Origin of the sequence: Mesorhizobium sp. B1-1-5 (assembly GCF_006443065.1) — a bacterium.
Lineage (GTDB): Bacteria > Pseudomonadota > Alphaproteobacteria > Rhizobiales > Rhizobiaceae > Mesorhizobium.
Genome location: NZ_VFWS01000005.1, coordinates 1 through 23,469 on the forward strand (window position 1 = coordinate 1; position 23,469 = coordinate 23,469).

24 protein-coding genes and 1 riboswitch are annotated in these 23,469 nt (G+C 64.3%); of the genes, 16 read left to right on the forward strand and 8 right to left on the reverse strand.

Going from position 1 to position 23,469, the window contains the following annotated elements; all coding sequences use genetic code 11:
* Positions 1–56: 56 nt before the first annotated feature.
* Positions 57–1,277, reverse strand: a complete 1,221-nt coding sequence (locus FJ980_RS03230) for an MFS transporter (protein WP_140541512.1) — start codon at positions 1,275–1,277, stop codon at positions 57–59.
* 120 nt (positions 1,278–1,397) lie between these two features.
* Between FJ980_RS03230 and FJ980_RS03235 the strand changes: the two genes are divergently transcribed.
* A complete protein-coding gene (locus FJ980_RS03235; RefSeq protein WP_140541513.1) occupies positions 1,398–1,991 on the forward strand; it encodes a TetR/AcrR family transcriptional regulator in 594 nt (197 codons plus the stop codon).
* A 234-nt stretch (positions 1,992–2,225) separates the two neighbouring features.
* Entirely contained in the window at positions 2,226–3,209 is a 984-nt protein-coding gene (locus FJ980_RS03240) for a hypothetical protein (RefSeq protein ID WP_140541514.1), read from the forward strand.
* On the opposite strand, the gene bluB is transcribed toward FJ980_RS03240, so the two are convergent.
* Positions 3,210–3,941, reverse strand: coding sequence for a 5,6-dimethylbenzimidazole synthase (gene bluB, locus FJ980_RS03245; RefSeq protein WP_140541515.1), 732 nt, complete (start codon positions 3,939–3,941; stop codon positions 3,210–3,212). It abuts the gene before it with no gap.
* A gap of 42 nt (positions 3,942–3,983) precedes the next feature.
* Positions 3,984–4,162, reverse strand: a riboswitch (cobalamin riboswitch).
* 116 nt (positions 4,163–4,278) lie between these two features.
* On the opposite strand from bluB, the gene FJ980_RS03250 reads away from it, so the two are divergent.
* The 6 genes from FJ980_RS03250 to FJ980_RS03275 all read left to right on the forward strand — a co-directional run bounded on the left by FJ980_RS03250 (position 4,279) and on the right by FJ980_RS03275 (position 9,462).
* On the forward strand, positions 4,279–5,205 hold the full coding sequence (locus FJ980_RS03250) for a histone deacetylase family protein (protein ID WP_140541516.1): 927 nt from the start codon (positions 4,279–4,281) through the stop codon (positions 5,203–5,205).
* Positions 5,206–5,208: 3 nt separating this feature from the next.
* Positions 5,209–5,460, forward strand: a complete 252-nt coding sequence (locus FJ980_RS03255; RefSeq protein WP_095766752.1) for an exodeoxyribonuclease VII small subunit — start codon at positions 5,209–5,211, stop codon at positions 5,458–5,460.
* Positions 5,461–5,653: 193 nt separating this feature from the next.
* Positions 5,654–5,920, forward strand: a complete 267-nt coding sequence (locus FJ980_RS03260; RefSeq protein ID WP_095766753.1) for a DUF2277 domain-containing protein — start codon at positions 5,654–5,656, stop codon at positions 5,918–5,920.
* Positions 5,921–5,929: 9 nt separating this feature from the next.
* On the forward strand, positions 5,930–6,850 hold the full coding sequence (locus tag FJ980_RS03265; protein ID WP_140541517.1) for a pirin family protein: 921 nt from the start codon (positions 5,930–5,932) through the stop codon (positions 6,848–6,850).
* A gap of 266 nt (positions 6,851–7,116) precedes the next feature.
* Entirely contained in the window at positions 7,117–9,024 is a 1,908-nt protein-coding gene (gene dxs, locus FJ980_RS03270; RefSeq protein WP_140541518.1) for a 1-deoxy-D-xylulose-5-phosphate synthase, read from the forward strand.
* Between the two features lie 150 nt (positions 9,025–9,174).
* Positions 9,175–9,462, forward strand: a complete 288-nt coding sequence (locus FJ980_RS03275; protein WP_140541519.1) for a hypothetical protein — start codon at positions 9,175–9,177, stop codon at positions 9,460–9,462.
* Here the strand turns inward: FJ980_RS03275 and FJ980_RS03280 are convergent.
* The gene (locus tag FJ980_RS03280) at positions 9,459–9,860 is read right to left on the reverse strand and encodes a GFA family protein (protein ID WP_140541520.1); all 402 of its coding nucleotides are present in this window, start codon (positions 9,858–9,860) and stop codon (positions 9,459–9,461) included. The genes FJ980_RS03275 and FJ980_RS03280 overlap by 4 nt on opposite strands.
* 107 nt (positions 9,861–9,967) lie before the next feature.
* Between FJ980_RS03280 and FJ980_RS03285 the strand changes: the two genes are divergently transcribed.
* From FJ980_RS03285 to FJ980_RS03295, 3 genes are all read left to right on the forward strand, one after another.
* Positions 9,968–10,735, forward strand: a complete 768-nt coding sequence (locus FJ980_RS03285; RefSeq protein WP_140541521.1) for a TlyA family RNA methyltransferase — start codon at positions 9,968–9,970, stop codon at positions 10,733–10,735.
* Complete coding sequence (locus tag FJ980_RS03290) at positions 10,732–11,973, forward strand: class I SAM-dependent RNA methyltransferase (protein WP_140541522.1); 1,242 nt, start codon at positions 10,732–10,734, stop codon at positions 11,971–11,973. Before FJ980_RS03285 ends, FJ980_RS03290 begins: the two co-directional genes overlap by 4 nt.
* A gap of 165 nt (positions 11,974–12,138) precedes the next feature.
* On the forward strand, positions 12,139–14,706 hold the full coding sequence (locus FJ980_RS03295) for a caspase domain-containing protein (RefSeq protein ID WP_140541523.1): 2,568 nt from the start codon (positions 12,139–12,141) through the stop codon (positions 14,704–14,706).
* Positions 14,707–14,957: 251 nt separating this feature from the next.
* Here FJ980_RS03295 and FJ980_RS03300 read toward each other — a convergent pair whose 3' ends face one another.
* The 5 genes from FJ980_RS03300 to FJ980_RS03325 form a co-directional block, all read right to left on the reverse strand.
* Positions 14,958–15,617, reverse strand: a complete 660-nt coding sequence (locus tag FJ980_RS03300) for a transglutaminase-like cysteine peptidase (RefSeq protein WP_181181085.1) — start codon at positions 15,615–15,617, stop codon at positions 14,958–14,960.
* A 198-nt stretch (positions 15,618–15,815) separates the two neighbouring features.
* Positions 15,816–16,091, reverse strand: a complete 276-nt coding sequence (locus FJ980_RS03310; protein ID WP_140541524.1) for an AbrB/MazE/SpoVT family DNA-binding domain-containing protein — start codon at positions 16,089–16,091, stop codon at positions 15,816–15,818.
* A gap of 39 nt (positions 16,092–16,130) precedes the next feature.
* Positions 16,131–17,543: a metalloprotease TldD gene (gene tldD / locus FJ980_RS03315; RefSeq protein ID WP_140541525.1), complete on the reverse strand. Its 1,413-nt coding sequence runs from the start codon at positions 17,541–17,543 to the stop codon at positions 16,131–16,133.
* Between the two features lie 99 nt (positions 17,544–17,642).
* Positions 17,643–18,110 (reverse strand): YbjN domain-containing protein, encoded by a 468-nt coding sequence (locus tag FJ980_RS03320; RefSeq protein WP_181181086.1) that lies wholly within the window; start codon positions 18,108–18,110, stop codon positions 17,643–17,645.
* A gap of 78 nt (positions 18,111–18,188) precedes the next feature.
* Complete coding sequence (locus FJ980_RS03325; protein WP_140541527.1) at positions 18,189–18,728, reverse strand: invasion associated locus B family protein; 540 nt, start codon at positions 18,726–18,728, stop codon at positions 18,189–18,191.
* Between the two features lie 329 nt (positions 18,729–19,057).
* Between FJ980_RS03325 and coxB the strand changes: the two genes are divergently transcribed.
* The 5 genes from coxB (at position 19,058) to FJ980_RS03350 (ending at position 23,468) form a co-directional block, all read left to right on the forward strand.
* On the forward strand, positions 19,058–19,942 hold the full coding sequence (gene coxB, locus FJ980_RS03330; protein ID WP_181181087.1) for a cytochrome c oxidase subunit II: 885 nt from the start codon (positions 19,058–19,060) through the stop codon (positions 19,940–19,942).
* 38 nt (positions 19,943–19,980) lie between these two features.
* Entirely contained in the window at positions 19,981–21,630 is a 1,650-nt protein-coding gene (ctaD, locus tag FJ980_RS03335; RefSeq protein ID WP_140541529.1) for a cytochrome c oxidase subunit I, read from the forward strand.
* A gap of 76 nt (positions 21,631–21,706) precedes the next feature.
* Complete coding sequence (locus FJ980_RS03340; protein WP_140541530.1) at positions 21,707–22,651, forward strand: heme o synthase; 945 nt, start codon at positions 21,707–21,709, stop codon at positions 22,649–22,651.
* Entirely contained in the window at positions 22,648–22,839 is a 192-nt protein-coding gene (locus FJ980_RS03345; protein ID WP_140541531.1) for a hypothetical protein, read from the forward strand. The genes FJ980_RS03340 and FJ980_RS03345 overlap by 4 nt, the downstream gene beginning before the upstream one ends.
* Positions 22,839–23,468: a cytochrome c oxidase assembly protein gene (locus FJ980_RS03350; protein ID WP_140541532.1), complete on the forward strand. Its 630-nt coding sequence runs from the start codon at positions 22,839–22,841 to the stop codon at positions 23,466–23,468. The genes FJ980_RS03345 and FJ980_RS03350 overlap by 1 nt, the downstream gene beginning before the upstream one ends.
* The last annotated feature ends 1 nt before the right edge of the window (position 23,469 follow it).

Here is a 23,469-nt window from a genome sequence, read left to right on the forward strand (position 1 = left end):
GTCGCGGAGGCTCCGGCCAACTACCAACGTCTGCGCTGACCGTAGCCGAATAACCGTCACTCCGCCGGAACCACCGCCTCGCCCCTGTCCACATCGCAATCACCCGTCGCCAGCCGACATTGACCGGCGAGCACGGTGGCCAGCGCGATGGCGCCTGCCGCGACCGAAACCCAGAACCCGTTCTGCGGACCGAAATTGTCGACCATCCAGCCGGCGGCAAAGGAGCCCAGCGCCATGCCGATGCCGATGCCGGTCGTCACCCAGGTAACGCCTTCGGTCAGCATCGCCGCCGGCACGTGGCGTTCGATCAGGCCGAAGGCGGTGATGAAGGTCGGCGAGATCGCGACGCCGCTGACAAAGACGGCGAGCGCCAGCGTCGGCACGGTGTCGGCGAAGAGCAGTGGCAAGGTGGTGAGCGCGATCGCGGTGACCGCGACCGCCAGTTGCCGCTGCAGCGGCGCCTTAAGGCTGAGCGCGCCGACGATGATGCCGAGCATGAAGGATCCCAGCGCATAGACGCCGATGACGAGGCTCGCCGCCTCAGGTTGGCCGAGCTCTTTGGTGATCGCCACCGTCGTCACTTCCGTCGTGGCGAAGGTCGCGCCGACGAAGATCAGCGCGAAGGTGATGATCTGCACCGGCCGCAGGCGGATCGCCGACCCGGCCGCGCCATGTTCGGCCGGGCGGACGGGCGGCTCGGACGAGCGCTGCAGCAGGAATGCCGCCGAGCCGAGCGCAAGCAGCAACGTGCTGACGACCATGCCGGCTTCCGGGAAGAACGCCGCGCTCAAGCCCACCGACAGCGAGGCGCCAGCGACATAGACCAACTCGTCCGCCGCCGATTCGAAGGCAAACGCCGTGTTGAGCTCCGGCCGGTCGCGGAAGATCTCGGTCCAGCGCGCCCTGACCAGCGCCGGGATGCTGGGCATGGCGGCGGCAAGCAGCGCCGACCCGAACAACGTCCAGACCGGCCAGTGCTGGTTGGCCGCGACGATCAATGTCGCGAAGGAAAGCACCGAGACGAGCGTCATGGGTGCTGCGATCGCCGTCTGGCCGCGCCGGTCCACCAGCCGCGACACTTGCGGCGACAGGAAAGCGTTGACCAGCGCATAGATCGCCGAGACGGCGCCGGCCAGCCAATATTCGCCATGCGTCTGCGACAGCATCGCCACGATGCCGATCGGCGCCATGGCGATCGGCAAGCGCGCGATGAAAGCCGCCGCGGCGAAGCCTTTCGTGCCGGGAGCCCGAAAGATGTCCGAATAAGGGTTTCGCATGATCCTGCTCCTCGACAACGGTGCACACTAAAATTACATACGCTGCGTATGACTGTGAGATAGTTCATACGCCACGTATGTCAATTGGCATACGAGGCGTATGTGAATAGGGCCAGAACCATGCACAGACCGCGCAAGGAGATGATCGCCGAGACGCGCGCCAAGCTGATCGCAGCCGCTCGCCATGCTTTCGGCACGATAGGCTATGCCGAGGCCTCGATGGACGATTTCACCGCGTCGGCCGGCCTCACGCGCGGCGCGCTCTACCATCATTTCGGCGACAAGAAGGGACTGCTGCAGGCGGTGATCGCCGAGATCGACGGCGAAATGGCTGTGCGGGTGAACGAGGTGGCTTCGAAAGCGCCGACCCGCTGGCAGCATTTCGTCGACGAATGCACCACCTATATCGAGATGGCGCTGGAGCCGGAAATCCAGCGCATCATGTTCCGCGACGGCCCGGCGGTGCTCGGCGACCCGGCGCAGTGGCCGAATGCCAGCGCCTGCACCGCCTCGATGACCAACCATCTGACCAGGCTGCAGGAAGAGGGCGAGGTCGTTCCGGAGCTTGATCCCGAGACGACCTCACGGCTGATCAATGGCGCCAGCAGCCAGGCCGCGCAGCGCATCGCCAATTCGACGGACCCCGAGGCAACCTCGAAAAAGGCGATCGCTGCCTTCAAGCAGTTGCTCGAAGGCTTGCGAAAGAAGCCTTGACGGCACGCTCGGGTAACCAAGCCACCGGCTTGTGCACCGGTTTCGGGCCGGCGCAACCCTGCCGCGATTGACAATCGCCGGGGCAAGCGCATGCTCCTTCGCCATCTATTACAGCGCCGCGCGTTCTTTGAACGCGCAAAGGAACGCTGTAAAACTTTAATTCGGCGCATGATCCTTTTCCGAAAATCGATTCCGATTTTCGGGGTCATGCGCAGGATGAGGGGGACTCGGGGCATGTGGGACTTCAGCATCGCCAGATCTGTGTCGATCATGATGCGGACATGGCCGTTCATCGTCTTTCGCATGATCGTCTATTTCGGCATCACGGTCGCCTACATCATGGCGACCGGCACGGGCGCCAGCGTCGGCTACGGCGTCGGTCACATCTCGACCGATCCCGACGGGCCGGTGTCCTTCGCGCTTTGGGGCGGCGTGGTCGGCTTCGGCGTCGTCTCGATCGCCGTCTACTGGATCCGCGAATACATCCTCTATGTGTTGAAAGCGGGCCATATCGCCGTCATGGTGCATCTGATCGACGGCCATGACATTCCCGACGGCCAGGGCCAGATCGCCTACGCCAAGGAAGTGGTCACCCAGCGTTTTGCCGAGGCGAATATCCTTTTCGTCGTCGACCAGCTGGTCAAGGGCGCCATCCGAGCCATCACCGGCCTGATCGGCGGCATCGCCGCCTTCCTGCCCATTCCGGGCCTGAGCGGCATCGTCAGCTTCATCAACACGGTGATCCGCCTGTCGCTGACCTATGTCGACGAGATCATCCTCGGCTACAACATCCGCATCAATTCGAGCTCGCCTTTCGAGACGGCGCGGCAAGGCGTCGTGCTCTACGCGCAAAACGGCAAGCACATGGTCAAGAACGCCGTCTGGCTGGCGGCGATCATGTGGGGCGTGTCCTTCGTCATCTTCCTGTTGATGCTGGCGCCCGCAGCCGCCATTCTGTGGGTCATGCCGGGCCAGCTTGCCGGCTGGGCTTTCGTGCTCGCCATCGTCTTTGCCTGGGCCTTCAAGGCATCCTTCATCGAGCCTTTTGCCATCGCCTCGCTGATGCAGGTCTATTTCGAAGCCATCGAAGGCCAGGTGCCCAATCCCGAATGGGATCGGCGGCTCGCCGAGACCTCGTCCAAATTCAGGGAACTGCGCGACAAGGCGCTGGGCTCTCTCGGCGGTGGCTCGCGCTGGGATACGCCAAGGGCCGCCTGATCATGGCTTTGATGCGCTGCCGAGCTTTGCGATCGCCGATTTGAGCGGCGTCTCGCCGGCGCCGCGAAACGTCTCGCTCATGATCAGTTCGGGCAGCGGCAGGCGCTTGCCCCAGCCATGCGCCTCGAGGTCCGGCTTCGGCGCGAAGGCCGAGACGCGGCCGACGCAGAGATAGGCGATCGGCGTGACATGCTCGGGGATCGCGAGAAGCCGCTTCAGCGCTTCGGTCTCGATGATGCTCACCCAGCCGACGCCGACGCCCTCGGCCCGCGCCGCCAGCCAGAAATTCTGCACTGCGCAGACGGTGCTGTAGAGGTCCATCTCCGGATTGTGCCAGCGCCCGAGCGGCGAGTCCTTCGAGCGCTGCCGGTCGCAGGTGATGCACAGATTGAGCGCGCTTTCGCAGATGCCTTCGAGCTTCAGCTTGCGGTAGAGCGCCTGCCGTTCCGCCTCGATCGCCGGCAATTCCTGCTCGCGCGCCGCGAGGAACAGGTCGCGCACTTGTCTGCGTCGCTCGGCATCGCGGATGACGATGAAATTCCACGGCTGCATATAGCCGACCGACGGGGCGTGATGGGCGGCGGTGATGAGCCGGGCCAGCACGCTGTCGTCGAGATCGTCGGGGACAAAATGGCTGCGCACGTCGCGCCTGGTGAACATCGCCCGGTAGACCGCGTCGCGCGCCAATTGGTCAAAGTCGTCGCCGCTCGCGGCGATCGCTGCTGCCGTCATCGCTTTTCCCCTTGCGACAAGCAGTCCCCCGCCTGACCAAGCGGAAAACCATGTCTGCCGGGCCGGTCTTCTGGCTCGGGATCGTCCCGCATCCGGCGCCTTCCCGTCTTCGACAGTGGCGTTTGCCGGCGCGGTCCCCCTTACAGTGTTGGGCACGCCACGGAGTTCAACCGTGTTCCCGATTCTCCCGCGTCGCGGGCACCAGGCAGCGACGCGACCTTACAGCGAAGTTCGGGCCGCGCCAATGGCGTTAGCGACACGGCAAGACGCGATTTTCCCCAGCCATTCGGCCTGCCAAACATGGTCATTCGGCCGCCAGGTCCCTAGATTAGGCGCCATGGCCACCCGTCTCTACACGCATCCGATCTTCCTGGAACACCTCACCCCGCCCGGTCACCCCGAGCGGCCCGACCGCCTGCGCGCCATCGAGCGCGTGCTGGACGACGAGGCTTTTGCGGCGCTCGACCGCGTCAAGGCGCCGGAAGGCGACGAGAAAACGATCCTCTATGCGCACCCCGAGGATTTCGTCGAGCGCGTGCGCGCGGCGATCCCTGACAGCGGGATCGTGTCGATCGACGCCGATACCAGCGCCAGCCCGAAAAGCTGGCAGGCCGTGATCACCGCGATCGGCGGTGCCAATGCGGCGGTGGACGACGTCTTCGAGGGTCGTGCGGCAAACGTCTTCGTCGCCGCGCGTCCGCCTGGACATCATGCCGAGAAGACCACGGCGATGGGTTTTTGTCTGTTCAACACGGCGGCGATCGCCGCCCGCTACGCCCAGAACAAGCATCAGGCCGAGCGCGTCGCCATCGTCGACTGGGACGTCCATCACGGCAACGGCACGCAGGACATTTTCTGGGACGACCCGTCGGTGCTCTATTGCTCGACGCACCAGATGCCGCTTTACCCAGGCACCGGCGCGAAGGGCGAGACCGGCGCCGGCAACATCGTCAACGCGCCGCTTTCGCCGCAGACCGGCAGCGACCTGTTCCGCGACGCATTCCTGTCGCGCGTGCTGCCGTCCATCGATGCGTTCGCGCCGGACCTGATCATCATTTCCGCCGGCTTCGACGCGCACCACCGCGATCCGCTGGCCGAGATCAACCTGACCGAGGACGATTTCGATTGGGCGACAGGCCAGTTGATGGAGCGCGCCGGGCGCCATAGCGCCAACAGGCTCGTCAGCCTGTTGGAAGGCGGCTACGATCTGCAGGGACTGGCATTTTCAGTCGCCGCCCATGTCGGGCGGCTGATGAAGGGATAGGGTATGGCATTGGAAGGCAATGAGGACGTCAAGGCGATGAGCTTCGAACAGGCGCTCGACGCGCTGGAGAAGATCGTCGATGATCTGGAGCGCGGCGACGTTCCGCTCGACCAGTCGATCAAGATCTATGAACGCGGCGAAGCGCTGAAGGCGCATTGCGACCGGCTGCTGAAAGCGGCCGAGGACAAGGTCGAAAAGATCAGGCTTTCGCGCGACGGCAAGCCGGTGGGAACTGAACCGCTGGACGCCGACTGAGGTGTTGATATTCAGGTGAGGCCGGCCTGCAAATGGCAACTTCCTGCGCTTCCGGTGCTCACGTACTTCAAGTACGCTCCGCTCCGGTTCTCGGAAACCACCATTTTCGGCTCGGCCTGACCTGAATCTCAACACCTCAGTGGATGATCTCAGACCGGGTAAGGGCAGAGAAAGCAGGTAAGGAGTTCAAGCCATGTGCCGCAACATCAAGACCTTGGCCAATTTCGAGCCGCCGGCGACCAATGACGAAGTGCATGACGCCGCACTTCAGTTCGTGCGCAAGCTTAGCGGCTCGACCAAGCCGTCCAAGCGCAACGAGCATGCCTTCTACCATGCCGTCGAGGCGATCGCGGCTGTCGCGCGCGAATTGATCGATTCGCTCGAAACCAACCAGGAACCGCGCAACCGCGAGGAAGAAGCTGCCAAGGCGAAGGCCAGGTCGGCGCTGCGTTTCGCCTGAGGATCCGACATGAGTTTCTTTCCGGGAAACGACCCTGAACCCGGCGATGCCTTCGCCTGCGACCAGATCGAGCTGATGGTCGTTCCGAACGCCAAGGACATCGGCGGCTTCGAGGTGCGCCGCGCCTTGCCGACGGCGAAGCGCCGGCTGGTCGGGCCGTTCATCTTCTTCGACCGCATGGGCCCTGCGATCCTGCGCGCCGGCCATGCGCTCGACGTGCGCCCGCATCCGCATATCGGCCTGTCCACCGTCACTTACCTGTTCGACGGCAGGATCAGGCATCGGGATTCGCTCGGCACCGAAATGGTGATCGCGCCGGGCGACGTGAATCTGATGACAGCCGGGCGCGGCATCGTTCATTCCGAGCGCACGCCGCAGGAATTGCGCGGCGCGCCGATGTCGGTCTCGGGCTTGCAGACCTGGCTGGCGCTGCCCGACGGCAAGGAGGAGATTGCTCCGGTGTTCGCGAACACGTCGGTGGCCTGCTTGCCGCAGATCGATGCCGAGGGTGTCAGCGGCCGCGTCGTCATCGGCGCGTTCTCAGGCCTTCGCTCGCCCGTGGCGACCGCATCGGACACGCTCTACGCCGATCTCAGGCTGGCCGCCGGTGCCAGCGTGAAGATTCCGGCCGATGCCGAGGAGCGCGCCATCTACACGCTGGAAGGCGACGTCTCGATCGCCGGCGATATTTTCCCGGCCGAGCGGCTTCTGGTGTTCAAGCCGGGCGAGGAGATCGTCGTTTCCTCCGAGCGCGGTGCGCATTTCATGCTGTTCGGCGGCGCGTCGCTGGGCTCCAAACGCTACATCTGGTGGAATTTCGTCTCGTCCTCCAAGGAACGCATCGAGCAGGCCAAGCAGGAATGGAAGACGGGCCGCTTCGATATCGTTCCCGGCGATGAGGAGGAGTTCATTCCGCTGCCCGAGAACTAAGGTGTGTTGATATTCAGGTGAGGCCGGCCTGCAAATGCCGGTTTCCTGCGCTTCCGGTGCTCACGTACTTTGAGTACGCTCCGCTCCGGTTCTCGGAATCCATCATTTTCGGCGCGGCCTGACCTGAATCTCAATACACCTTGCAGCGTAGCACGCGTCACTGGCGCGCATTTACATTCGCCCGTCGGCGGACTATTCCCGCGCATGATTATGGCGCAATCTGCTGGTAGCGCCGTGTTCGATCGATAAGGCAGGACGCGCCCCGAGTGAAGCCAGACACGCCGCTGCTCGACAAGGTCCGCATTCCGGCGGATTTGCGGACGCTTGATGAGAGCGCGCTGCCGCAGCTTGCCGCGGAACTCCGCGCCGAGCTGATCGATACCGTGTCGCAGACCGGCGGCCATCTCGGCGCCGGCCTCGGCGTTGTCGAGCTGACTGTCGCGCTGCACTACGTTTTCAACACGCCGCAGGATCGGCTGATCTGGGACGTCGGCCACCAGGCCTATCCTCACAAGATCCTGACCGGCCGCCGCGACCGCATCCGCACGCTGCGCCAGGAAGGCGGCCTCTCCGGTTTCACCCGGCGCGCCGAGAGCGAATACGACCCGTTCGGTGCCGCGCATTCCTCGACCTCGATTTCGGCCGGCCTCGGCATGGCCATGGCCCGCGACTTGTCGGGCGGCCGCAACAATGTCATTTCCGTCATCGGCGACGGCTCGATGTCGGCCGGCATGGCTTTCGAGGCGCTGAACAATGCCGGCGCGCTCGACGCCCGGCTGATTGTCATCCTCAACGACAACGACATGTCGATCGCGCCGCCGACCGGCGCCATGAGCGCCTATTTGGCCAGGCTCGCTTCCGGCAAGGCCTATCTGGGCTTGCGCGATTTCGGCAAGAAACTGACATCTTATCTAGGCAAGCGCGCCGATCGCGCCATCACCCGTGCGGTCGAGCATGCGCGTGGTTACGTCACCGGTGGCACCTTGTTCGAGGAGCTCGGTTTCTATCACATCGGTCCGATCGACGGGCACAATCTCGAACACCTAATCCCGGTGCTGAAGAACGTCCGCGACAACGGCAAAGGCCCGGTGCTGATCCATGTCGTGACTCAGAAGGGCAAGGGCTACGCGCCGGCGGAGGCCGCAGCCGACAAATATCACGGCGTCAACAAGTTCGACGTCATCACAGGTGCGCAGGCCAAGGCGCCGGCCAACGCGCCCGCCTACACCAAGGTCTTCGCCGAGAGCCTGATCCAGGAAGCGCGCGAGGACGACCGCATCGTCGCGATCACCGCCGCCATGCCGAGCGGCACCGGTCTCGATCTCTTCGGCGAGGTGTTTCCGAGGCGAACCTTCGATGTCGGCATTGCCGAGCAGCATGCGGTGACCTTCGCCGCGGGGCTGGCCACCGAAGGCTACAAGCCTTTTGCCGCCATCTATTCGACCTTCCTGCAACGCGCCTACGACCAGGTCGTCCATGACGTGGCGATCCAGAAACTGCCGGTGCGTTTTCCGATAGACCGCGCCGGCTTCGTCGGCGCCGACGGCGCCACTCACTGCGGCGCTTTCGATACGACCTTCCTGACCACGCTGCCGGGCTTCGTCGTCATGGCCGCGGCAGACGAGGCGGAGCTTCGCCATATGGTGCGCACCGCGGCTGCCTATGATGACGGCCCGATCGCCTTCCGCTATCCGCGCGGCAATGGTGTCGGCGTCGACATGCCGGAACGCGGGTCGCTGATCGAGATCGGTAGGGGCCGCATCCTCAAGGAAGGGACCAAGGTCGCGCTGCTGTCCTTCGGCACGCGGCTGCAGGATTGTTTGTTGGCGGCCGAGGAACTGGGCGCTGCGGGCCTTTCCACGACCGTTGCCGACGCCCGCTTCGCCAAGCCGCTGGACGAGGATCTGATCCGGCGGCTCGCCCGTTCGCATGAGGTGCTGGTGACCGTGGAAGAGGGCGCCATCGGCGGCTTCGCCAGCCAGGTGCTGCATTTCCTCGCCCATGAAGGCCTGCTGGAAAGCGGCCTCAAGGTGCGGCCGCTGGTGCTGCCGGACGTGTTCAGCGACCATGCCAAGCCGGAGAAGATGTATGCCGATGCCGGGCTGGATTCGGCAGGCATCGTGCGCACGGTCTTCGCCGCGCTCGGTCGCGGCGTGCAGGCGCAGCGCGCCTGAATCAGGGCTTCAAGCGGTGAATCGGTTTGCCGGGTGCCAGATGTAAGTATCTGTTAACGCTCCCGTTTGGCGGTTCGCTTACCCTGTCTCTTGGCCGATTTTCAACGGCGCCCTGCTAGAAGCTCGAGCCAGGCAGGGAGACGACCAAAAATGAAGACGCTTCTGTGCGGAGTGGCCCTTTTTGCGGCCGTGACGGTGCCGGTCGCAGCCGAAACGCGTTACGACCGCAATCTTGAAAAGGCGGTGCTGGATATCGTTGCCGGCAAGATGGGCAACATCCGCGGCGGCTTTTCCTATAAGCAGGTTCCTCAACTCGTCGTGCTGCCGGATGCTACGCCCATCGCGGCCACTCCGGTTGAGCCGCCGCGCAAGGAAGCCTCGGGCAATGACGGCTTGATGCCCGCCATCGAGCGCCAGGTTTCGCGCACCATTTTTTAGAACCACATATCGCGCACGCAGCGGCCGTCGCGCGGCAGGTCGTCGAAACTATCCAGGCCGTCGAAATGGTCGATCGGCAGGTCGGCGACCTCCTCGGGCGGCGCCAGCCTGACATTGACGGCGATGCGCGTGCGGCCGCTCTTGCCGGAACGCAGGCCGCGCCATGCGACCACGCAGGCGCAGGTCGGACAGAACAGGATTTCCAGCGCGGGCTCCGCCAGCTCGGCGCGTGTGTAGGATTTCACCGGTCCGGCGACGCGGATGCGCTCATCGACATAGTCATAGGCCCAGAGCGCTCCGTAGCGGCGGCAAAGCGTGCAATTGCATGCGGTGATTCCACCGGGATCGCCTTCCAGCGTCCAATGAACTGCGCCGCAATGACAGGCCCCCTTCAGCATTGCCACCTCCACCGGCTGGCGAACCGCCCTTTCCTGTCGGCATTCTGCAGCCTCTTGCGCCGTATTCAACCATTGCGTTCGTGCCCGGCTTTCGTCAATGAAGGCCGATGAGTTCCCCTTTGCCAGCCAGCCGGCGCCAGCGGCTCGACGAACTGCTCGTCGGGCGCGGTCTGTTTGCCAGCCGCTCGCGCGCCCGCGACGCGATCGAGCGCGGTACGGTGACGGTTGACGGCGCCGTCGCCCGCAAGCCCGGCCAGCCCGTCGCGCCGGACTGCCTGGTTGCCATCGACGATCCGGCGCAGGCCTATGTGTCGCGCGCCGCGTTGAAGCTGATCGCCGGCCTCGACCATTTCGGCCTTGATCCTTCCGGCAGCGAGGCGCTCGACATCGGCGCCTCGACCGGCGGTTTTACCCAGGTGCTGCTCGAGCGCGGCGCGGCCCATGTCACGGCGATCGATGTCGGTCACGGCCAGATGCATCCCGACATTGCCGGCGACCCGCGTGTCACAGTGATCGAAGGACTGAACGCGCGCGACCTGACCGCAGCCGATCTCGGCGGCCGCGTTCCCGGTTTCCTTGTCTGCGACGTCAGCTTCATCTCGCTGAAGCTTGCGCTGCCGCCGGCGCTGGAATTGGCGGGCGAGGGCGCCAAGGCAGTTGTGCTGGTCAAGCCGCAATTCGAGGCGGGCCGCGAGGCCATCGGCAAGGGCGGCCTGCTCAAGGACCCGGGCGATGCCGAGCGGATTGCCGGGAACCTGCGCGACTGGCTGGCGGGTGTTCCCCGCTGGCGCGTGCTGGGACTCCAGCCGTCGCCGATCGAAGGCGGCGACGGCAACCGCGAGTTCCTGCTCGCCGCCATGAAGGACGGGCGATGAGCACACGCTTCACCATTGCAAGGCTCGGCTCGCAGGGCGACGGTATCGCCAATGCCGACGGCGGGGAGGTCTTCATCCCGTTCACGCTGCCCGGCGAAACGGTCACGGCCGCGCGCCAGAAGGACCGCGCCGCGCTGATGTCGGTATTGGAAGCCTCGCCGCTCAGGATCGATCCGGCCTGCCGCCATTTCACCGAATGCGGCGGCTGCGCGCTGCAGCATTACGAGGCCACAGCCTACCAACAATGGAAGCGCGAGAGGGTTGTGCACGCGCTGAAGGCCAAGGGCATCGCCTGCGAGATCGCTGCGCTGGTGCCTTGCGCGCCGCACACCCGCCGCCGCGTCACCTTCAGCGCCAGACGCACGGACGCCGGCATGCTGCTCGGCTTCGTGCGCGCGCTGTCTTCCGAGATCATCCCGATCGAGGAATGCCCGATCTCGCTGCCGGCGATCGTCTCGGCGCTCGACAAATTGCGTGCCCTGGCCGGCTTGGTCTGCGCCACCCCGAAGGCGTTTCATATGACGGTGACAGTCACGGCTTCGGGCCTCGACATTGCCGTGCACGATGCCGGCAAGCTTGGCGACCACCAGCGCCGTATCGCGTCGAATTTCGTCATGGCCGAAGGCCTGGCGCGGCTTTCCGTCGACGGCGAGATCGTGGTCGAGCCGAAGAAGCCGGTCGTGCAGTTCGGACCGGTCGCGGTCGCCGTGCCGCCCGGCGCCTTCCTGCAGGCCACGGAGGCCGCCGAGCAGGCGATGGCGGACCTTGTCGGCCAGCATCTGTCGCGCGCCAGGAAGGTCGTGGACCTGTTCGCCGGCTGCGGCAGCTTCGCGCTCAGGCTCGGCGCGCAATCCGAGGTCCATGCCGTCGAGGGCGATGCGCCGGCGCTTGCCGCGCTCGACCGCGCCTTCCGCTTTGCCAGCGGCCTGAAGCGCGTGACCAGCGAACGCCGCGACCTCTTTCGCCGGCCGCTGACCTTCAAGGAGTTGAACGCCTTCGACGGATTGGTCTTCGATCCGCCGCGCGCCGGCGCCGAGGACCAGTCGAAGCAGATCGCCCGTTCCGACGTGCCGCTGGTCGCCGCGGTGTCCTGCAATCCGGTGACGCTGGCACGGGACCTGCGCATCCTGATCGACGGCGGCTATACGCTGAAGAGCGTCACGCCGATCGACCAGTTCCTGTGGTCGCCGCATGTCGAGGCCGTCGCGCTTTTGGAGAAGCCGAAGCGGCGGCGGTAGCTCGCGGCCGGGCTCGCGTGAAGATTGTGAAGCCTCTGTTCTTTCGACGAAATTGCGCCCTAAAGCCGCCTTTTTGCAGGGTCTTAATTCTGCAGTTAGGGAAACATTCCTGCCCCTCCGGCGTTATCGCGTTGGACGAATGGTGGACAAGGATGGCGGATTGCAATGCGCTCGCTTCGGAAAGTCATCGGCCTTGTCGTCGTTCTTATCGCGTTCGCCGTCGCGTCCACGACGGGCGCGCTCGCCCAACAGCAGAAACGTCTCGCATTCGTCATCGGCAACGCCGCCTATCCGTCGGATGCGCTGGTCACCTCCGCGAATGACGCTGGTCTGATCGCGCAGACCCTGCAGGCAGCAGGATTCGATGTGGTCGGCGCACGCGATGTCGACCAGGAATCGTTGCGTGGCGCGCTGCGCGATTTCCTTGGAAAGGTTTCCGCCGCCGGTCCGGACGCGACCGTTTTCGTATACCTCGCCGGCCGCGGCGTGCAGTTCGAAGGCGAAAACTATTTCTTGCCGGTCGACGCCCAGATCGCCAATCCGGCCGACGTGCCGCTGCAGGCCATGCGGCTCTCCGATATCACCAGGTCTCTGGCGGGACTGCCGGCGAAGGTCAATATCGTCGTCCTCGACGCGGCACGGCCGAATGCTCTTCCGAAAATGAGCCAGCCGCTGGCCAGCGGTCTCGCGCTGGTCGACCCCGACCCCAACATGCTGATTGCATTCAACGCGGCGCCCGGAACGGTTGCGCCGGAAGGCAAGGGCCCATACGGCGCCTATGCTCAGGCGCTCGCCGAGATGATGCGCGAAGGCGGCATATCGCTTGACGATGTTTTCGACCGCACGCGGCTACGCGTCAACGAGGTGACGCAAGGCGCCGAAGTTCCGTGGGACGCCTCGAAGATCAGCGCGCCCTTCGTCTTCTTCGAACGCGCTCCGGACGCGCCGCCGCCGAAGGTTTCGGAGGCCGAAGAACGGGCCAACCGAACCAGGCCGATCCGCGACTTCAATGCGCATGACGCTTATGTCGCGGCACTCGACCGCGATACCATGCGCGGCTACGAGGAATTCCTCGTCGCCTATCCGCACGATCCTATGGCCAAGCGTGTGCGGGCCATCATCGCGGCGCGGCGCGAGGCGATCACCTGGCGCGAAACGTGGCTGCGGGATACGCCGGAGGCGTATTGGTCCTACTTCGAGCGCTATCCGCACGGGCTGCATGCCTGGGACGCGCGCCGCCGCCTGGAGCATTTCGACGCCGAGCTCGAGCCACCGACGAGCTTCACCGTCATCGTCTACGACGTGCCGCCGCCGCCGCCGGAGGAAATCATCTATGTCGACAGGCCGGTGCTCTATTTCGACGATCCCGATTTCGATTTCGAGCCGCCGCCGCCGATCGACGTGGTATTCCTGCCGCCGCCGCCGCCGGATTTCGTCGTGCTGCCGCCGCCCCCGCCGCCGGTCGATGTTTACGTCCTGCCGACGCCGGTCTTCGTCCCCGTGCCGGTCTGGGTCAGGCCGCCGCGTGACATCGTGCCGCCGCCGAACGACATCATCTTCAACAACATTCACAACAGGACCGTCATCAACAACACGACGATCAACAACGAGCCGGCCAATCAGGCCGGACAGCCGAGCGCCAATGCACCGAGCGGCCTCACCACCGGCCGGAAGACGGCGGCTGGTGCGGGCGCGGCCTCCCTGGCAGCCAAGGTGGCGCTGCCGCCGTTGCTGCAGAAAAGGGCAGCGCTGTTCAAGCAGAACCAGGGGGGCCAGCCGCTGAAGCCGGGCCAGGCTGTCACGCAGGGCCAGCAGCCGGGTGTGACGCCGCAGGCGAAGACGACGGGCAAGCTCCCGACCGATCACGCCTTGCGGGGAGCTGACGGCAAAGCGCTGCCGCTCGTCAACGGCAAGCCGGTGCTCAACGGTCAGAATGCGCCCAACAGGAAGGTGCTGGGCAAGCAAGGCACTGTGACTGGCAACCAGCAGGCTACCGGGAATGCCGGCGCCCCCGTTACCGGCAACGGCCAGCAGAACGGAGTCGTCGACGATCAGGGCAAGAGGGGCAAGTTCCGCAAGCTGCCGACCGTAAACGGCGCGCCGGGCGAGGACGGGCAGAACGCCCAGCAGAGGTTGGGGAAGATCAACCCGAATGCGTTGTCCGGCCAGAACGAAGGCAGACCGAGGAAGCTGACACGCAAGGAGCTGTCGGCAGGCCCGACAGTTGTCGCCCCGAGCGATCAAGGCTCGGTCAACGGAGGCGATAGAGGTAAGAAGTTCCGCAAGCTGCCGACCGTCAACGGCGCGCCGGCCGACAACCGGGCGAGCGTGCAGGAGCGGCTCAGGAGAAACAATCCGAGTGTGTTCTCCGGCCAGAATCAGGGTTCGGCCAATGCAAACAGGAAGTTCCGCAGGCTGCCGAACGGCGAAGAGGGTTCCGCCGGCGCAGGCACCAACGTCCAGCGCAACTTCAAGCAGGAAAGACCGAACGTGCAGGTGCTCAGGCCGCAAAGGCCGGAGTTCCAGGCGCAGCCAAGGCCTCAGATGCAAGAGAGACGCCCGCAGCAGTTGAGGCCTGAGCCTCAGATGCAAGAAAGACGCTTGCAGCAGCAGCTACGGCCCCAGCCTCAGATACAGGAACGGCGCCTGCCGCAGCAGCCCAGGGAGCAGCCGCCGCAGGGAAACAAGAAGCCGACCTGCGGGCATCCTGGCGAGCCGCCCTGCAAGCAGTAGGCCAGCAAGGCTTGCCTGGCCGCGGGCGGCAACGCTCGTTCATGGGTCGGATTTTCCGGCCTATGAATTTGCGAGGTAGAGAATGTGACGGATCAGTCCGTCAAAGCAGACCAGACTACTCTGATCACGCCGGAAGCGATTGCGGGAAAAGGTGAAAGGTTCGGGCTCGGCGACTTCGCCATAGCCTTCCGTGCGGAATTGCATCCCAAGGAGATGGAGCGGCTCGCCGTTTCCGTGAAACGCTCTGGCCCTTACGAGCTCGGAGACAGTCGTTTCGCTGTGCCGCCGCGCTGGTTGATCGACACCCAGGTGTTCGGGTTCTGCTGCGATTGGCGTTTCAGGAAATAATAGCCGGTGGCGTTCCAGGGGCGGATCTCGTCGACCAGATTGTCCAGCACGAGATCGCCCTTGTCGGTTTTCACCGTCAGAATGGTGTGGCCCTCATTGTGGAGATCGCGCACCACCGTCATCAGCAGCGCCTGCCGGGGGAAGCCCGCTTCCAGGAGCAGCTTGCGCTTGTAGAGCGCGTAGATCTTGCAGTCGCCCTTGCCGTCCGTCGGATAGTCCCAGTGGTCCATCGTCGTGCCCCAGTGGTCGTAGTTGCTGACGGGCTTGATGGAACGGTTCGCCTTCTGGTTTACCCGCTTGAGGATGCTCATGTTCTGCGCGGTCAGCCTGACGCTTGTGGCGGGCAGGGCAGGCACTTTGCATTCCTTCGGCCGGCGATGACAGAAATCGAGCCAGCCATATGGGACGCTGGTGCTGCCGCCGACTGCGGCGGAGCTCGCAGCCGCTAGCTTGAACAGCGACGACTGCGCCGCTGCAGGGCCAACTTGCAGCGATGATGCGCCAACCAGCGAAACGAGACTAATGAGGAAAGAAGAAGTCAGGACGCCAGGGGAACGCTGCATTGCCACACCACCGCAACGAGAAGACTGTGGAGAAGCTAATGCGCAAACGCCCGCCCCGCCAATTAAACAATTAATAATGTCCTAACACGATTGTGTTCACTTCAAGGTGGAGGATGCATTCAAGCCGGAATCAACCGCCTGGCGCGCGGAGACTGCTCGGGATGTTCGTTCGTCAGGCAGCGAACGATAATGTTGGCATCAATCTCGAGCATGGCGCCGCCGTGCTTCGGCGAGGACGCCGGCGTCCATTTCTTCCAGTGTCCTCGGCGCGCCAGGAGATGGCAGGGAGCCAAAGACATCGTTCGGCTGCGTCGCCGCGAACACAGGCGCCAGCTTCAAAAGCACTCCCTCAGCCGTTTCCTCAACCTCGAGCCTCGTTCCCGGGCCCCACTCTCTCCGTTTCCGGATGGCGCTGGGCAGGATCACTTGCCCCTTGGTCGAGACGGTGGTCGTCAGCTTTTCAGAGGTGGTCATGGCACCTTACCTGTGTAAGACGAAGGTATCGGTTAGACTTCAAACCCTGGTGCCGCCCACCGTCATCTGGTTCATCCGCAGATGCGGCTGGCCGACGCCGACGGGCACGCCCTGTCCGGCCTTGCCGCACATGCCGATGCCGCTGTCGAGCTTCATGTCGTTGCCGATCATGCTGACGCGGTGCATGGCGTCCGGCCCGTTGCCGATCAGCATCGCGCCCTTGATCGGCTGCGTCACCTTGCCGTTCTCGATCATGTAGGCTTCGGTGCAGCCGAACACGAACTTGCCCGACGTGATGTCGACCTGGCCGCCGCCGAAGGAAACGGCATAGATGCCGTTCTTGACGGAGGCGATGATCTCTTCCGGCTCCACGTCGCCCGAGGTCATGTAGGTGTTGGTCATGCGCGGCATCGGCTGGTGCGCATAGCCCTCGCGGCGGCCGTTGCCGGTCGCCTTCATGCCCATCAGCCGGGCGTTCTGGCGGTCCTGCATATAGCCGACGAGTTTGCCGTCCTCGATCAGCACGTTGCGCGCCGAGGGCGTCCCTTCGTCGTCGACGGTCAGCGAGCCGCGCCGCTCGGGGATGGTGCCGTCATCGACCACGGTGACACCCTTCGCCGCCACCTGTTGACCCATCAGGCCGGCGAAGGCCGATGTCTTCTTGCGGTTGAAGTCGCCTTCGAGCCCGTGCCCGACCGCCTCGTGCAGCATCACGCCCGGCCAGCCGCTGGACAGCACGATGTCGAACGTGCCCGCCGGCGCAGGGACGGCCTCCAGATTGACCAGCGCCTGTCTCAGCGCCTCACTAGCCGCATGCTTCCAGCTTTCCTCTCCGACGAACTCGCCAAAGCTCTTGCGGCCACCCATGCCGTAGGAGCCGCTCTCCTGCCGGTCGCCGCTGCCGACAACGACCGAGACGTTGATGCGGACCAGCGGGCGGATGTCGCGCACGATCTGGCCGTCGCCGCGCACGATCTCGACATGCTGCCACGAGGCGGCAAGCGACGCCGTCACCTGGCGCACGCGCGGATCCTTCGCGCGCAGCCAGCCGTCGATCTCCTGCAACAGCTTGGCCTTGGCCTCGAAGGAAGGCGAGGGGATAGGGTTCTCGTCGCCATAGAGATGGCGGTTGGTGCGGGCGGGCGCTCCGGCCAATGTGCCGGAATAGCCGCCCTTGACAGCCGAGACGGCGTCCGCCGCGCGCAGCAGCGAGGCTTCGGAGAGATCGCTGGAATGCGCATAGCCGCTGGCCTCGCCGGCCACGGCACGCAGGCCGAACCCCTGGTCGGTGTTGAAATTGGCCGTCTTCAGCCGGCCATTGTCGAACATCAGCGCTTCGCTCTCGCTGTATTCGAGGAACAGCTCGCCGTCGTCGGCGCCCTTGATGGTCTCGGTGACGATCTCCTTGACGCGATCGTCGGAAATGTCGAATTGGCCGATCAGGCTGTTCATGGCAAATCCATTCATGGAAACAAATCGTTCCTCGGCATGTAGGCGCGAAGCTGCCGTCGCACAATCGCCAACTGGGTCAAGCGGACGATTGCGCCGCCATCACTTGCCGCTGACGAAGTCCTTGATGTTGCCGGCCATCGCGTTCCAATTGGAAAACTGCTCCTCGAGATTGGCCCTGGTGATGCCGCCGGCAAAGCTGACATCCATCCTGAAATTCGAGCCGTCGCCCGAATAAGCCTTCACCCACCGGTATTTTGCGTTCCAGGCGTTGGCTTGGTCAGCGGTAAGCGGGTCGGCGTATCCGGTCGCGAATTGCAGCGACTTGCAGTTCTCGTGGTCTTCGCAGCCGTAGAAATAGATCAGGTATTTAACGCCGTCGATCCGCCCCGAAATCATCGGATCGCCATTGTCGTCCTTGCCCATCCTGGCGGATCCGAAGCCCTTGGCGATATCGAGGATCGCCGCCGGGTCGGGCCTCTGGAGGATTTCGGCATCCTCTGCCCGGGCGACCGAAACCGCACCGACCAGCGCCAGCCCAGCGATGAAAGCGGACAATGACGTGCGCATGGAGCCTTCCTGCCGCCAAATCCGCATTCGCCATCCGACCTCAGCGTCGGAAATGGTCGCGGTGCATGGGTAAGAAGATCAAGGTAGGGCGGCGAAGCCGTCTGCAAAGCCCTTGAGATCGACGGGAATGCCGATGCCTTCTTCGGGCGTCTGGAAGACGATGAAGGTGGCCGACGTGCCGCTCTTCAGCGTGTCGAGCAACGGCTTTTCAAGGATCACCTCGGCGTAGCAGCCGTCCTGGAAGCAGCGCACGAAATAGGCGCGGCCGATATCCTTGCCGTCGACATTGAGGCCAAGGCCGTTGGGCAGGAGCACGCCGAGCGGCGCCAGCACGCGCAGGATCTCGGCCTTGTTGTCGGCTGTGCGCAGCACCACGACCGAAAGCCCCATTTCAGGGCGGTCCTCGGCGACGACGTTCTGCATCATCACGCATTGCTCTGCGGTAGCACCTGCAGGCGTATCGCAGATGATCGACCACGCGCCATGCGTCGACTTCACCGTGCCGCTCGGCGGCTTGGCGTCGTTCGGCGAGGCGGCGGCGCCGACGGCTACGCCGACACCGAGCAAGGCGACGGCAAGGACGACCTTCGCCAGGGTTCTCGAAAGCCAGGAAGTCATAACGGCTCCATTGCGAATCACGGCACTTTAAGCCGCGCCGGGGCCAAGTAAAGGACGAGACCTCCGCCGGCCCGTCCCGATACCGGCAATTGCATGCTTTTCCAAAGCAAATTCGCCCGAATTGCGACCGTCGCGCATATAGCATGGCGGGCGCCGAACGCGGCCTTCGGCCTGCGCGCAAAAATGCCGCACGGTTTCCTCCGCTCCTTTCTTGCGGAGGGAAATAGAGTATGGTTTGAACCACCCTCGGGACAGACCCGGGATTCCCGATCCTGGCAGCGTCCGTTATTGGTGCGACCAGATCGCGGGAAATGGGAGACGAGAGGGCGATGAGGAAATTCCTGGCAAGCGCTGAATTCTTGGCAGGTACGGCAGCTTCGGCCGTGCTCTTCTCCAGTGCGGCCGCTCGTGCCGACCAGCCGCGGGAATGGGAGATGACCTTCCAGGCGCCCGCGACCGACATGATGCGGCAGATCGAGCGGTTCGGGAACTACACCATGTGGTTCATCGTCCCGATCACCATCCTCGTGCTGGTGCTTCTGCTGGTCTGCATCGTCAGGTTCCGCGCCAGCGCCAATCCCGTGCCGTCCAGGACCAGCCACAACACGCTGATCGAAGTGATCTGGACGGTCGGGCCGGTGATCGTGCTCCTGCTCATCGCCATTCCTTCCTTCCAGCTGCTCACCGCGCAGTACACGCCGCCGGAAGAAGCCAAGCTCACCGTCAAGGCGACCGGCAACCAGTGGAACTGGGATTACGAGTACCAGGTCGACAAGACCTTCTCCTTCAACTCGGCGGTTCTGCAGGATGGCGACCGCGCCAAAGCCGGCAAGGAAGACCGCGCCCGCTATCCGCGTCTGCTCGCGGTCGACAACGAGCTGGTCGTGCCGGTCAACACTATGACCCGCGTGCTGATCACCGCCACCGACGTCATCCACTCCTTCGCCGTGCCGTCCTTCGGCATCAAGATGGATGCCGTCCCCGGCCGCACCAACGAGACCTGGTTCAAGGCGGAGAAGGAAGGCCTCTACTACGGCCAGTGCTCGCAGCTCTGCGGCAAGGACCATGCCTTCATGCCGATCGCCGTGCGCGTGGTGTCCGATGCGCAGTTCAAGACCTGGCTGGATACGGCCAAGACCGACGTGCCTGCCGCCAATAAGGCGCTGATGGCCGAGATCGATGGTACCAACAAGGTAGCGGCCGCCGGCAACTGATGCCGCGGGTTAGCAAGATTTAGGGAACGGAGCGGAACATGGCAGAGGCTGCAGCTCACGATCACGGCGACCACAGGCCGCATGGCTGGGTCCGGTGGGTCTACTCGACCAACCACAAGGACATCGGCACGCTCTACCTGATCTTCGCGATCATGGCCGGCATCGTCGGCGGCGCGCTCTCGGTCGCCATCCGCATGGAGCTGCAGGAGCCGGGCATCCAGATCTTCAGCGGCTTGGCCCAGATGGTCTACGGCATGCAGGGCGACGCCGCCATCGACGGCGGCAAGAGCATGTACAACGCCTTCGGCGCCGCGCACGGCCTGATCATGATCTTCTTCATGGTCATGCCGGCGCTCATCGGCGGCTTCGCCAACTGGATGGTGCCGATCATGATCGGCGCGCCGGATATGGCCTTCCCGCGCATGAACAACATCTCGTTCTGGCTGCTGCCGCCGGCCTTCATCCTGCTGCTCTCCTCGATGTTTGTGCCGAGCGCGCCGGGCGCCTTCGGCGTCGGCGGCGGCTGGACCATCTATCCGCCGCTCTCGACATCCGGCCAGCCCGGCCCGGCGATGGATCTGGCGATCCTGTCGATCCATATCGCCGGCGCGTCGTCGATCCTCGGCGCCATCAATTTCATCACCACCATCTTCAACATGCGCGCTCCCGGCATGACGCTGCACAAGATGCCGCTGTTTGCCTGGGCGGTGCTGATCACCGCCTTCCTGCTGCTTCTGTCGCTGCCGGTCCTGGCGGGCGCCATCACCATGCTGCTCACCGACCGCAATTTCGGCACCGCTTTCTTCGTGCCGGACCAGGGCGGTGACCCGATCCTCTTCCAGCACCTGTTCTGGTTCTTCGGCCATCCCGAAGTGTACATCCTGATCCTGCCGGGCTTCGGCATCGTCAGCCATATCGTCTCGACCTTCTCGAAGAAGCCCGTCTTCGGTTATCTCGGCATGGCCTACGCCATGGTCGCGATCGGCGCCGTCGGCTTCATCGTCTGGGCGCACCACATGTACACGACCGGCCTGTCGCTCGACACGCAGCGTTACTTCGTGTTCGCCACCATGGTCATCGCGGTGCCGACCGGCGTGAAGATCTTCTCCTGGATCGCCACCATGTGGGGCGGTTCGATCTCCTTCAAGCCGCCGATGCTGTGGGCGCTGGGCTTCATCTTCCTGTTCACCATCGGTGGCGTCACCGGCGTTCAGCTGGCCAATGCCGGCCTCGACCGCTCGCTGCACGACACCTATTTCGTCATCGCCCACTTCCACTATGTGCTGTCGCTGGGCGCGGTGTTCGCGATCTTCGCCGGCTGGTACTACTGGTTCCCGAAGATGACCGGCTACATGTACTCGCCGGTTATCGCCAACACCCACTTCTGGGTCACCTTCGTCGGCGTGAACCTGATCTTCTTCCCGCAGCATTTCCTCGGCCTGGCCGGCATGCCGCGCCGTACCGTCGACTATCCGGACGCGTTCGCGGGCTGGAACATGGTGTCGTCCTACGGCTCCTACATCGCAGCCGTCGGTGTCGCGATCTTCCTCTACGGCGTGTTCGAGGCCTTCCAGAAGAAGCGCGTCGCGGGCGCCAACCCGTGGGGCGAGGGCGCGACCACGCTCGAATGGCAGCTGCCTTCGCCGCCGCCGTTCCACCAGTGGGAACAGCTGCCGAAGATCAAGTAGGCAGCGTCACAACGCATACGCGGCCGCCGGCTCGTCCGGCGGTCTTTGCCAACGGAATGATGGACTTTAAGTACGCATGGCGCTTGCCGAGGACAGATTGATGGAGGAAGCGGGCTTTCGCATGTCGGAAGCGACAGCAGGCGATTTCTTCGCCCTGTTGAAGCCGCGCGTCATGTCGTTGGTCGTCTTCACGGCCTTTGTCGGCATGATCGCGGCACCCGCCGCCATCAATCCACTCATGGCGGTGATCGCCATCCTGGCGATCGCCATCGGTGCCGGTGCCTCCGGCGCGCTCAACATGTGGTACGACGCCGACATCGACGCGGTGATGACCAGGACCGCCGGCCGCCCGGTGCCGTCCGGTCGCGTCACGCCAGGCGAGGCGTTGAGCTTCGGCCTCGTGCTGTCGGTTCTGTCGGTGATGACGCTCGGCGTGCTGGTCAACTGGTTGTCGGCGTCGCTTCTGGCCTTCACCATCTTCTTCTACGCCGTCGTCTACACCATGTGGCTGAAGCGCTGGACGCCGCAGAACATCGTCATCGGTGGCGCCGCCGGCGCTATCCCGCCGGTGATCGGCTGGGCTGCCGTGACCGGCTCGGTCAGCCTCGAAAGCGTGGTCCTGTTCCTGATCATCTTCCTGTGGACGCCGCCGCATTTCTGGGCGCTGGCGCTGTTCAAGTCCGACGATTATGCCCGCGCCGGCATCCCGATGATGCCGAACGTCGCCGGCCAGGCCTCGACCCGCCGGCAGATCTTTGCCTATGCGCTGATCCTGGCGCCGGTTGGGGTGCTGCCCTGGGCACTCGGCTACACAACGGCCGGCTACGGCGTCGTCTCGGCGGCCCTCGGCGCGGGCTTCGTCTGGTATGCCTGGAAAGTGCTTGCCATGGCCGACGATGATCGCGCGATGAAGCCGGCCAAGGCCCTGTTCGGCTACTCGCTGCTCTATCTCTTCGCTATCTTTGCCGCCTATCTCGTCGACTGCGTGGTCGGGCGCGTCCTCATGATGGGGGGAGCATGATCGTGGCCGACAAAAAACTCGAACTGGTCACGCTGACCGAACGCCAGCAGAAGGCGCGCCGCAACCGCTCCATCGCCATCGGTCTCGCGCTGGCAGCGCTGGTCGTCGTCTTCTATGCCGCCACCATCGTGCGCTTCGGTCACAGCGGGGCCAGCATCACCGGCTCCGGCCTGTTGGGAGGCGGCTGATGAGCGGCGAGGCTAGCAGCAAGCCCCACAAGGTGAACAACGGCATCGTCGCTGCCGTCTGCCTCGCCTTCTTCACCGGCATGGTCGGCATGGCCTATGCGGCGGTGCCGCTCTATAAGATGTTCTGCCAGGTCACCGGCTATGGCGGGACCACGCAGCGCGCCGAAAAACAATATGCCGGCCGCGTGCTCGACCGCGATATCACCATCCGCTTCGATGCCAACACCAACGGCATTCCATGGCAGTTCGAGCCTGTCGCCCGCTCGGTGACGATCAAGATCGGCGCGACGGCGCAGGCGCATTACAGCGCCACCAACAAGTTCGACCGCACCATCACCGGCCGCGCCTCGTTCAACGTGCAGCCGGAAATGGCCGGTGCCTATTTCAACAAGGTGGAGTGCTTCTGCTTCACCGACACGACGCTGAAGCCCGGCGAGACGCTGGACATGCCGGTCGTGTTCTATGTCGATCCAGACATCGTCAACGTGCCGGAACTCAAGGACTTGAAGACCATCACCCTGTCCTACACGATGTTCCCGGTCGAAAACAAAAAGCCGGTCGCCTCGTCGGCGCCGGCCGCTGGCAGCAGCAACAAAGTTCCAGATTCCGACGCAAGCCTCGGGGGTTGAT

Excerpts from the sequence above, each read along its gene's own strand:
- FJ980_RS03265 (WP_140541517.1), top strand. The coding sequence starts at position 5,930 with ATGAGTTTCTTTCCGGGAAACGACCCTGAACCCGGCGATGCCTTCGCC.
- FJ980_RS03230 (WP_140541512.1), bottom strand. The coding sequence starts at position 1,277 with ATGCGAAACCCTTATTCGGACATCTTTCGGGCTCCCGGCACGAAAGGC.
- coxB (WP_181181087.1), top strand. The coding sequence starts at position 19,058 with ATGAGGAAATTCCTGGCAAGCGCTGAATTCTTGGCAGGTACGGCAGCT.
- tldD (WP_140541525.1), bottom strand. The coding sequence starts at position 17,543 with ATGAACAGCCTGATCGGCCAATTCGACATTTCCGACGATCGCGTCAAG.
- FJ980_RS03345 (WP_140541531.1), top strand. The coding sequence starts at position 22,648 with ATGATCGTGGCCGACAAAAAACTCGAACTGGTCACGCTGACCGAACGC.
- bluB (WP_140541515.1), bottom strand. The coding sequence starts at position 3,941 with ATGACGGCAGCAGCGATCGCCGCGAGCGGCGACGACTTTGACCAATTG.
- FJ980_RS03285 (WP_140541521.1), top strand. The coding sequence starts at position 9,968 with ATGAGTTCCCCTTTGCCAGCCAGCCGGCGCCAGCGGCTCGACGAACTG.
- FJ980_RS03310 (WP_140541524.1), bottom strand. The coding sequence starts at position 16,091 with ATGACCACCTCTGAAAAGCTGACGACCACCGTCTCGACCAAGGGGCAA.
- FJ980_RS03300 (WP_181181085.1), bottom strand. The coding sequence starts at position 15,617 with ATGCAGCGTTCCCCTGGCGTCCTGACTTCTTCTTTCCTCATTAGTCTC.
- FJ980_RS03275 (WP_140541519.1), top strand. The coding sequence starts at position 9,175 with ATGAAGACGCTTCTGTGCGGAGTGGCCCTTTTTGCGGCCGTGACGGTG.
- FJ980_RS03255 (WP_095766752.1), top strand. The coding sequence starts at position 5,209 with ATGGCATTGGAAGGCAATGAGGACGTCAAGGCGATGAGCTTCGAACAG.
- FJ980_RS03235 (WP_140541513.1), top strand. The coding sequence starts at position 1,398 with ATGCACAGACCGCGCAAGGAGATGATCGCCGAGACGCGCGCCAAGCTG.
- FJ980_RS03340 (WP_140541530.1), top strand. The coding sequence starts at position 21,707 with ATGGCGCTTGCCGAGGACAGATTGATGGAGGAAGCGGGCTTTCGCATG.
- FJ980_RS03295 (WP_140541523.1), top strand. The coding sequence starts at position 12,139 with ATGCGCTCGCTTCGGAAAGTCATCGGCCTTGTCGTCGTTCTTATCGCG.
- FJ980_RS03325 (WP_140541527.1), bottom strand. The coding sequence starts at position 18,728 with ATGACTTCCTGGCTTTCGAGAACCCTGGCGAAGGTCGTCCTTGCCGTC.
- FJ980_RS03350 (WP_140541532.1), top strand. The coding sequence starts at position 22,839 with ATGAGCGGCGAGGCTAGCAGCAAGCCCCACAAGGTGAACAACGGCATC.
- FJ980_RS03260 (WP_095766753.1), top strand. The coding sequence starts at position 5,654 with ATGTGCCGCAACATCAAGACCTTGGCCAATTTCGAGCCGCCGGCGACC.
- ctaD (WP_140541529.1), top strand. The coding sequence starts at position 19,981 with ATGGCAGAGGCTGCAGCTCACGATCACGGCGACCACAGGCCGCATGGC.
- FJ980_RS03240 (WP_140541514.1), top strand. The coding sequence starts at position 2,226 with ATGTGGGACTTCAGCATCGCCAGATCTGTGTCGATCATGATGCGGACA.
- FJ980_RS03280 (WP_140541520.1), bottom strand. The coding sequence starts at position 9,860 with ATGCTGAAGGGGGCCTGTCATTGCGGCGCAGTTCATTGGACGCTGGAA.
- FJ980_RS03320 (WP_181181086.1), bottom strand. The coding sequence starts at position 18,110 with ATGCGCACGTCATTGTCCGCTTTCATCGCTGGGCTGGCGCTGGTCGGT.
- FJ980_RS03290 (WP_140541522.1), top strand. The coding sequence starts at position 10,732 with ATGAGCACACGCTTCACCATTGCAAGGCTCGGCTCGCAGGGCGACGGT.
- FJ980_RS03250 (WP_140541516.1), top strand. The coding sequence starts at position 4,279 with ATGGCCACCCGTCTCTACACGCATCCGATCTTCCTGGAACACCTCACC.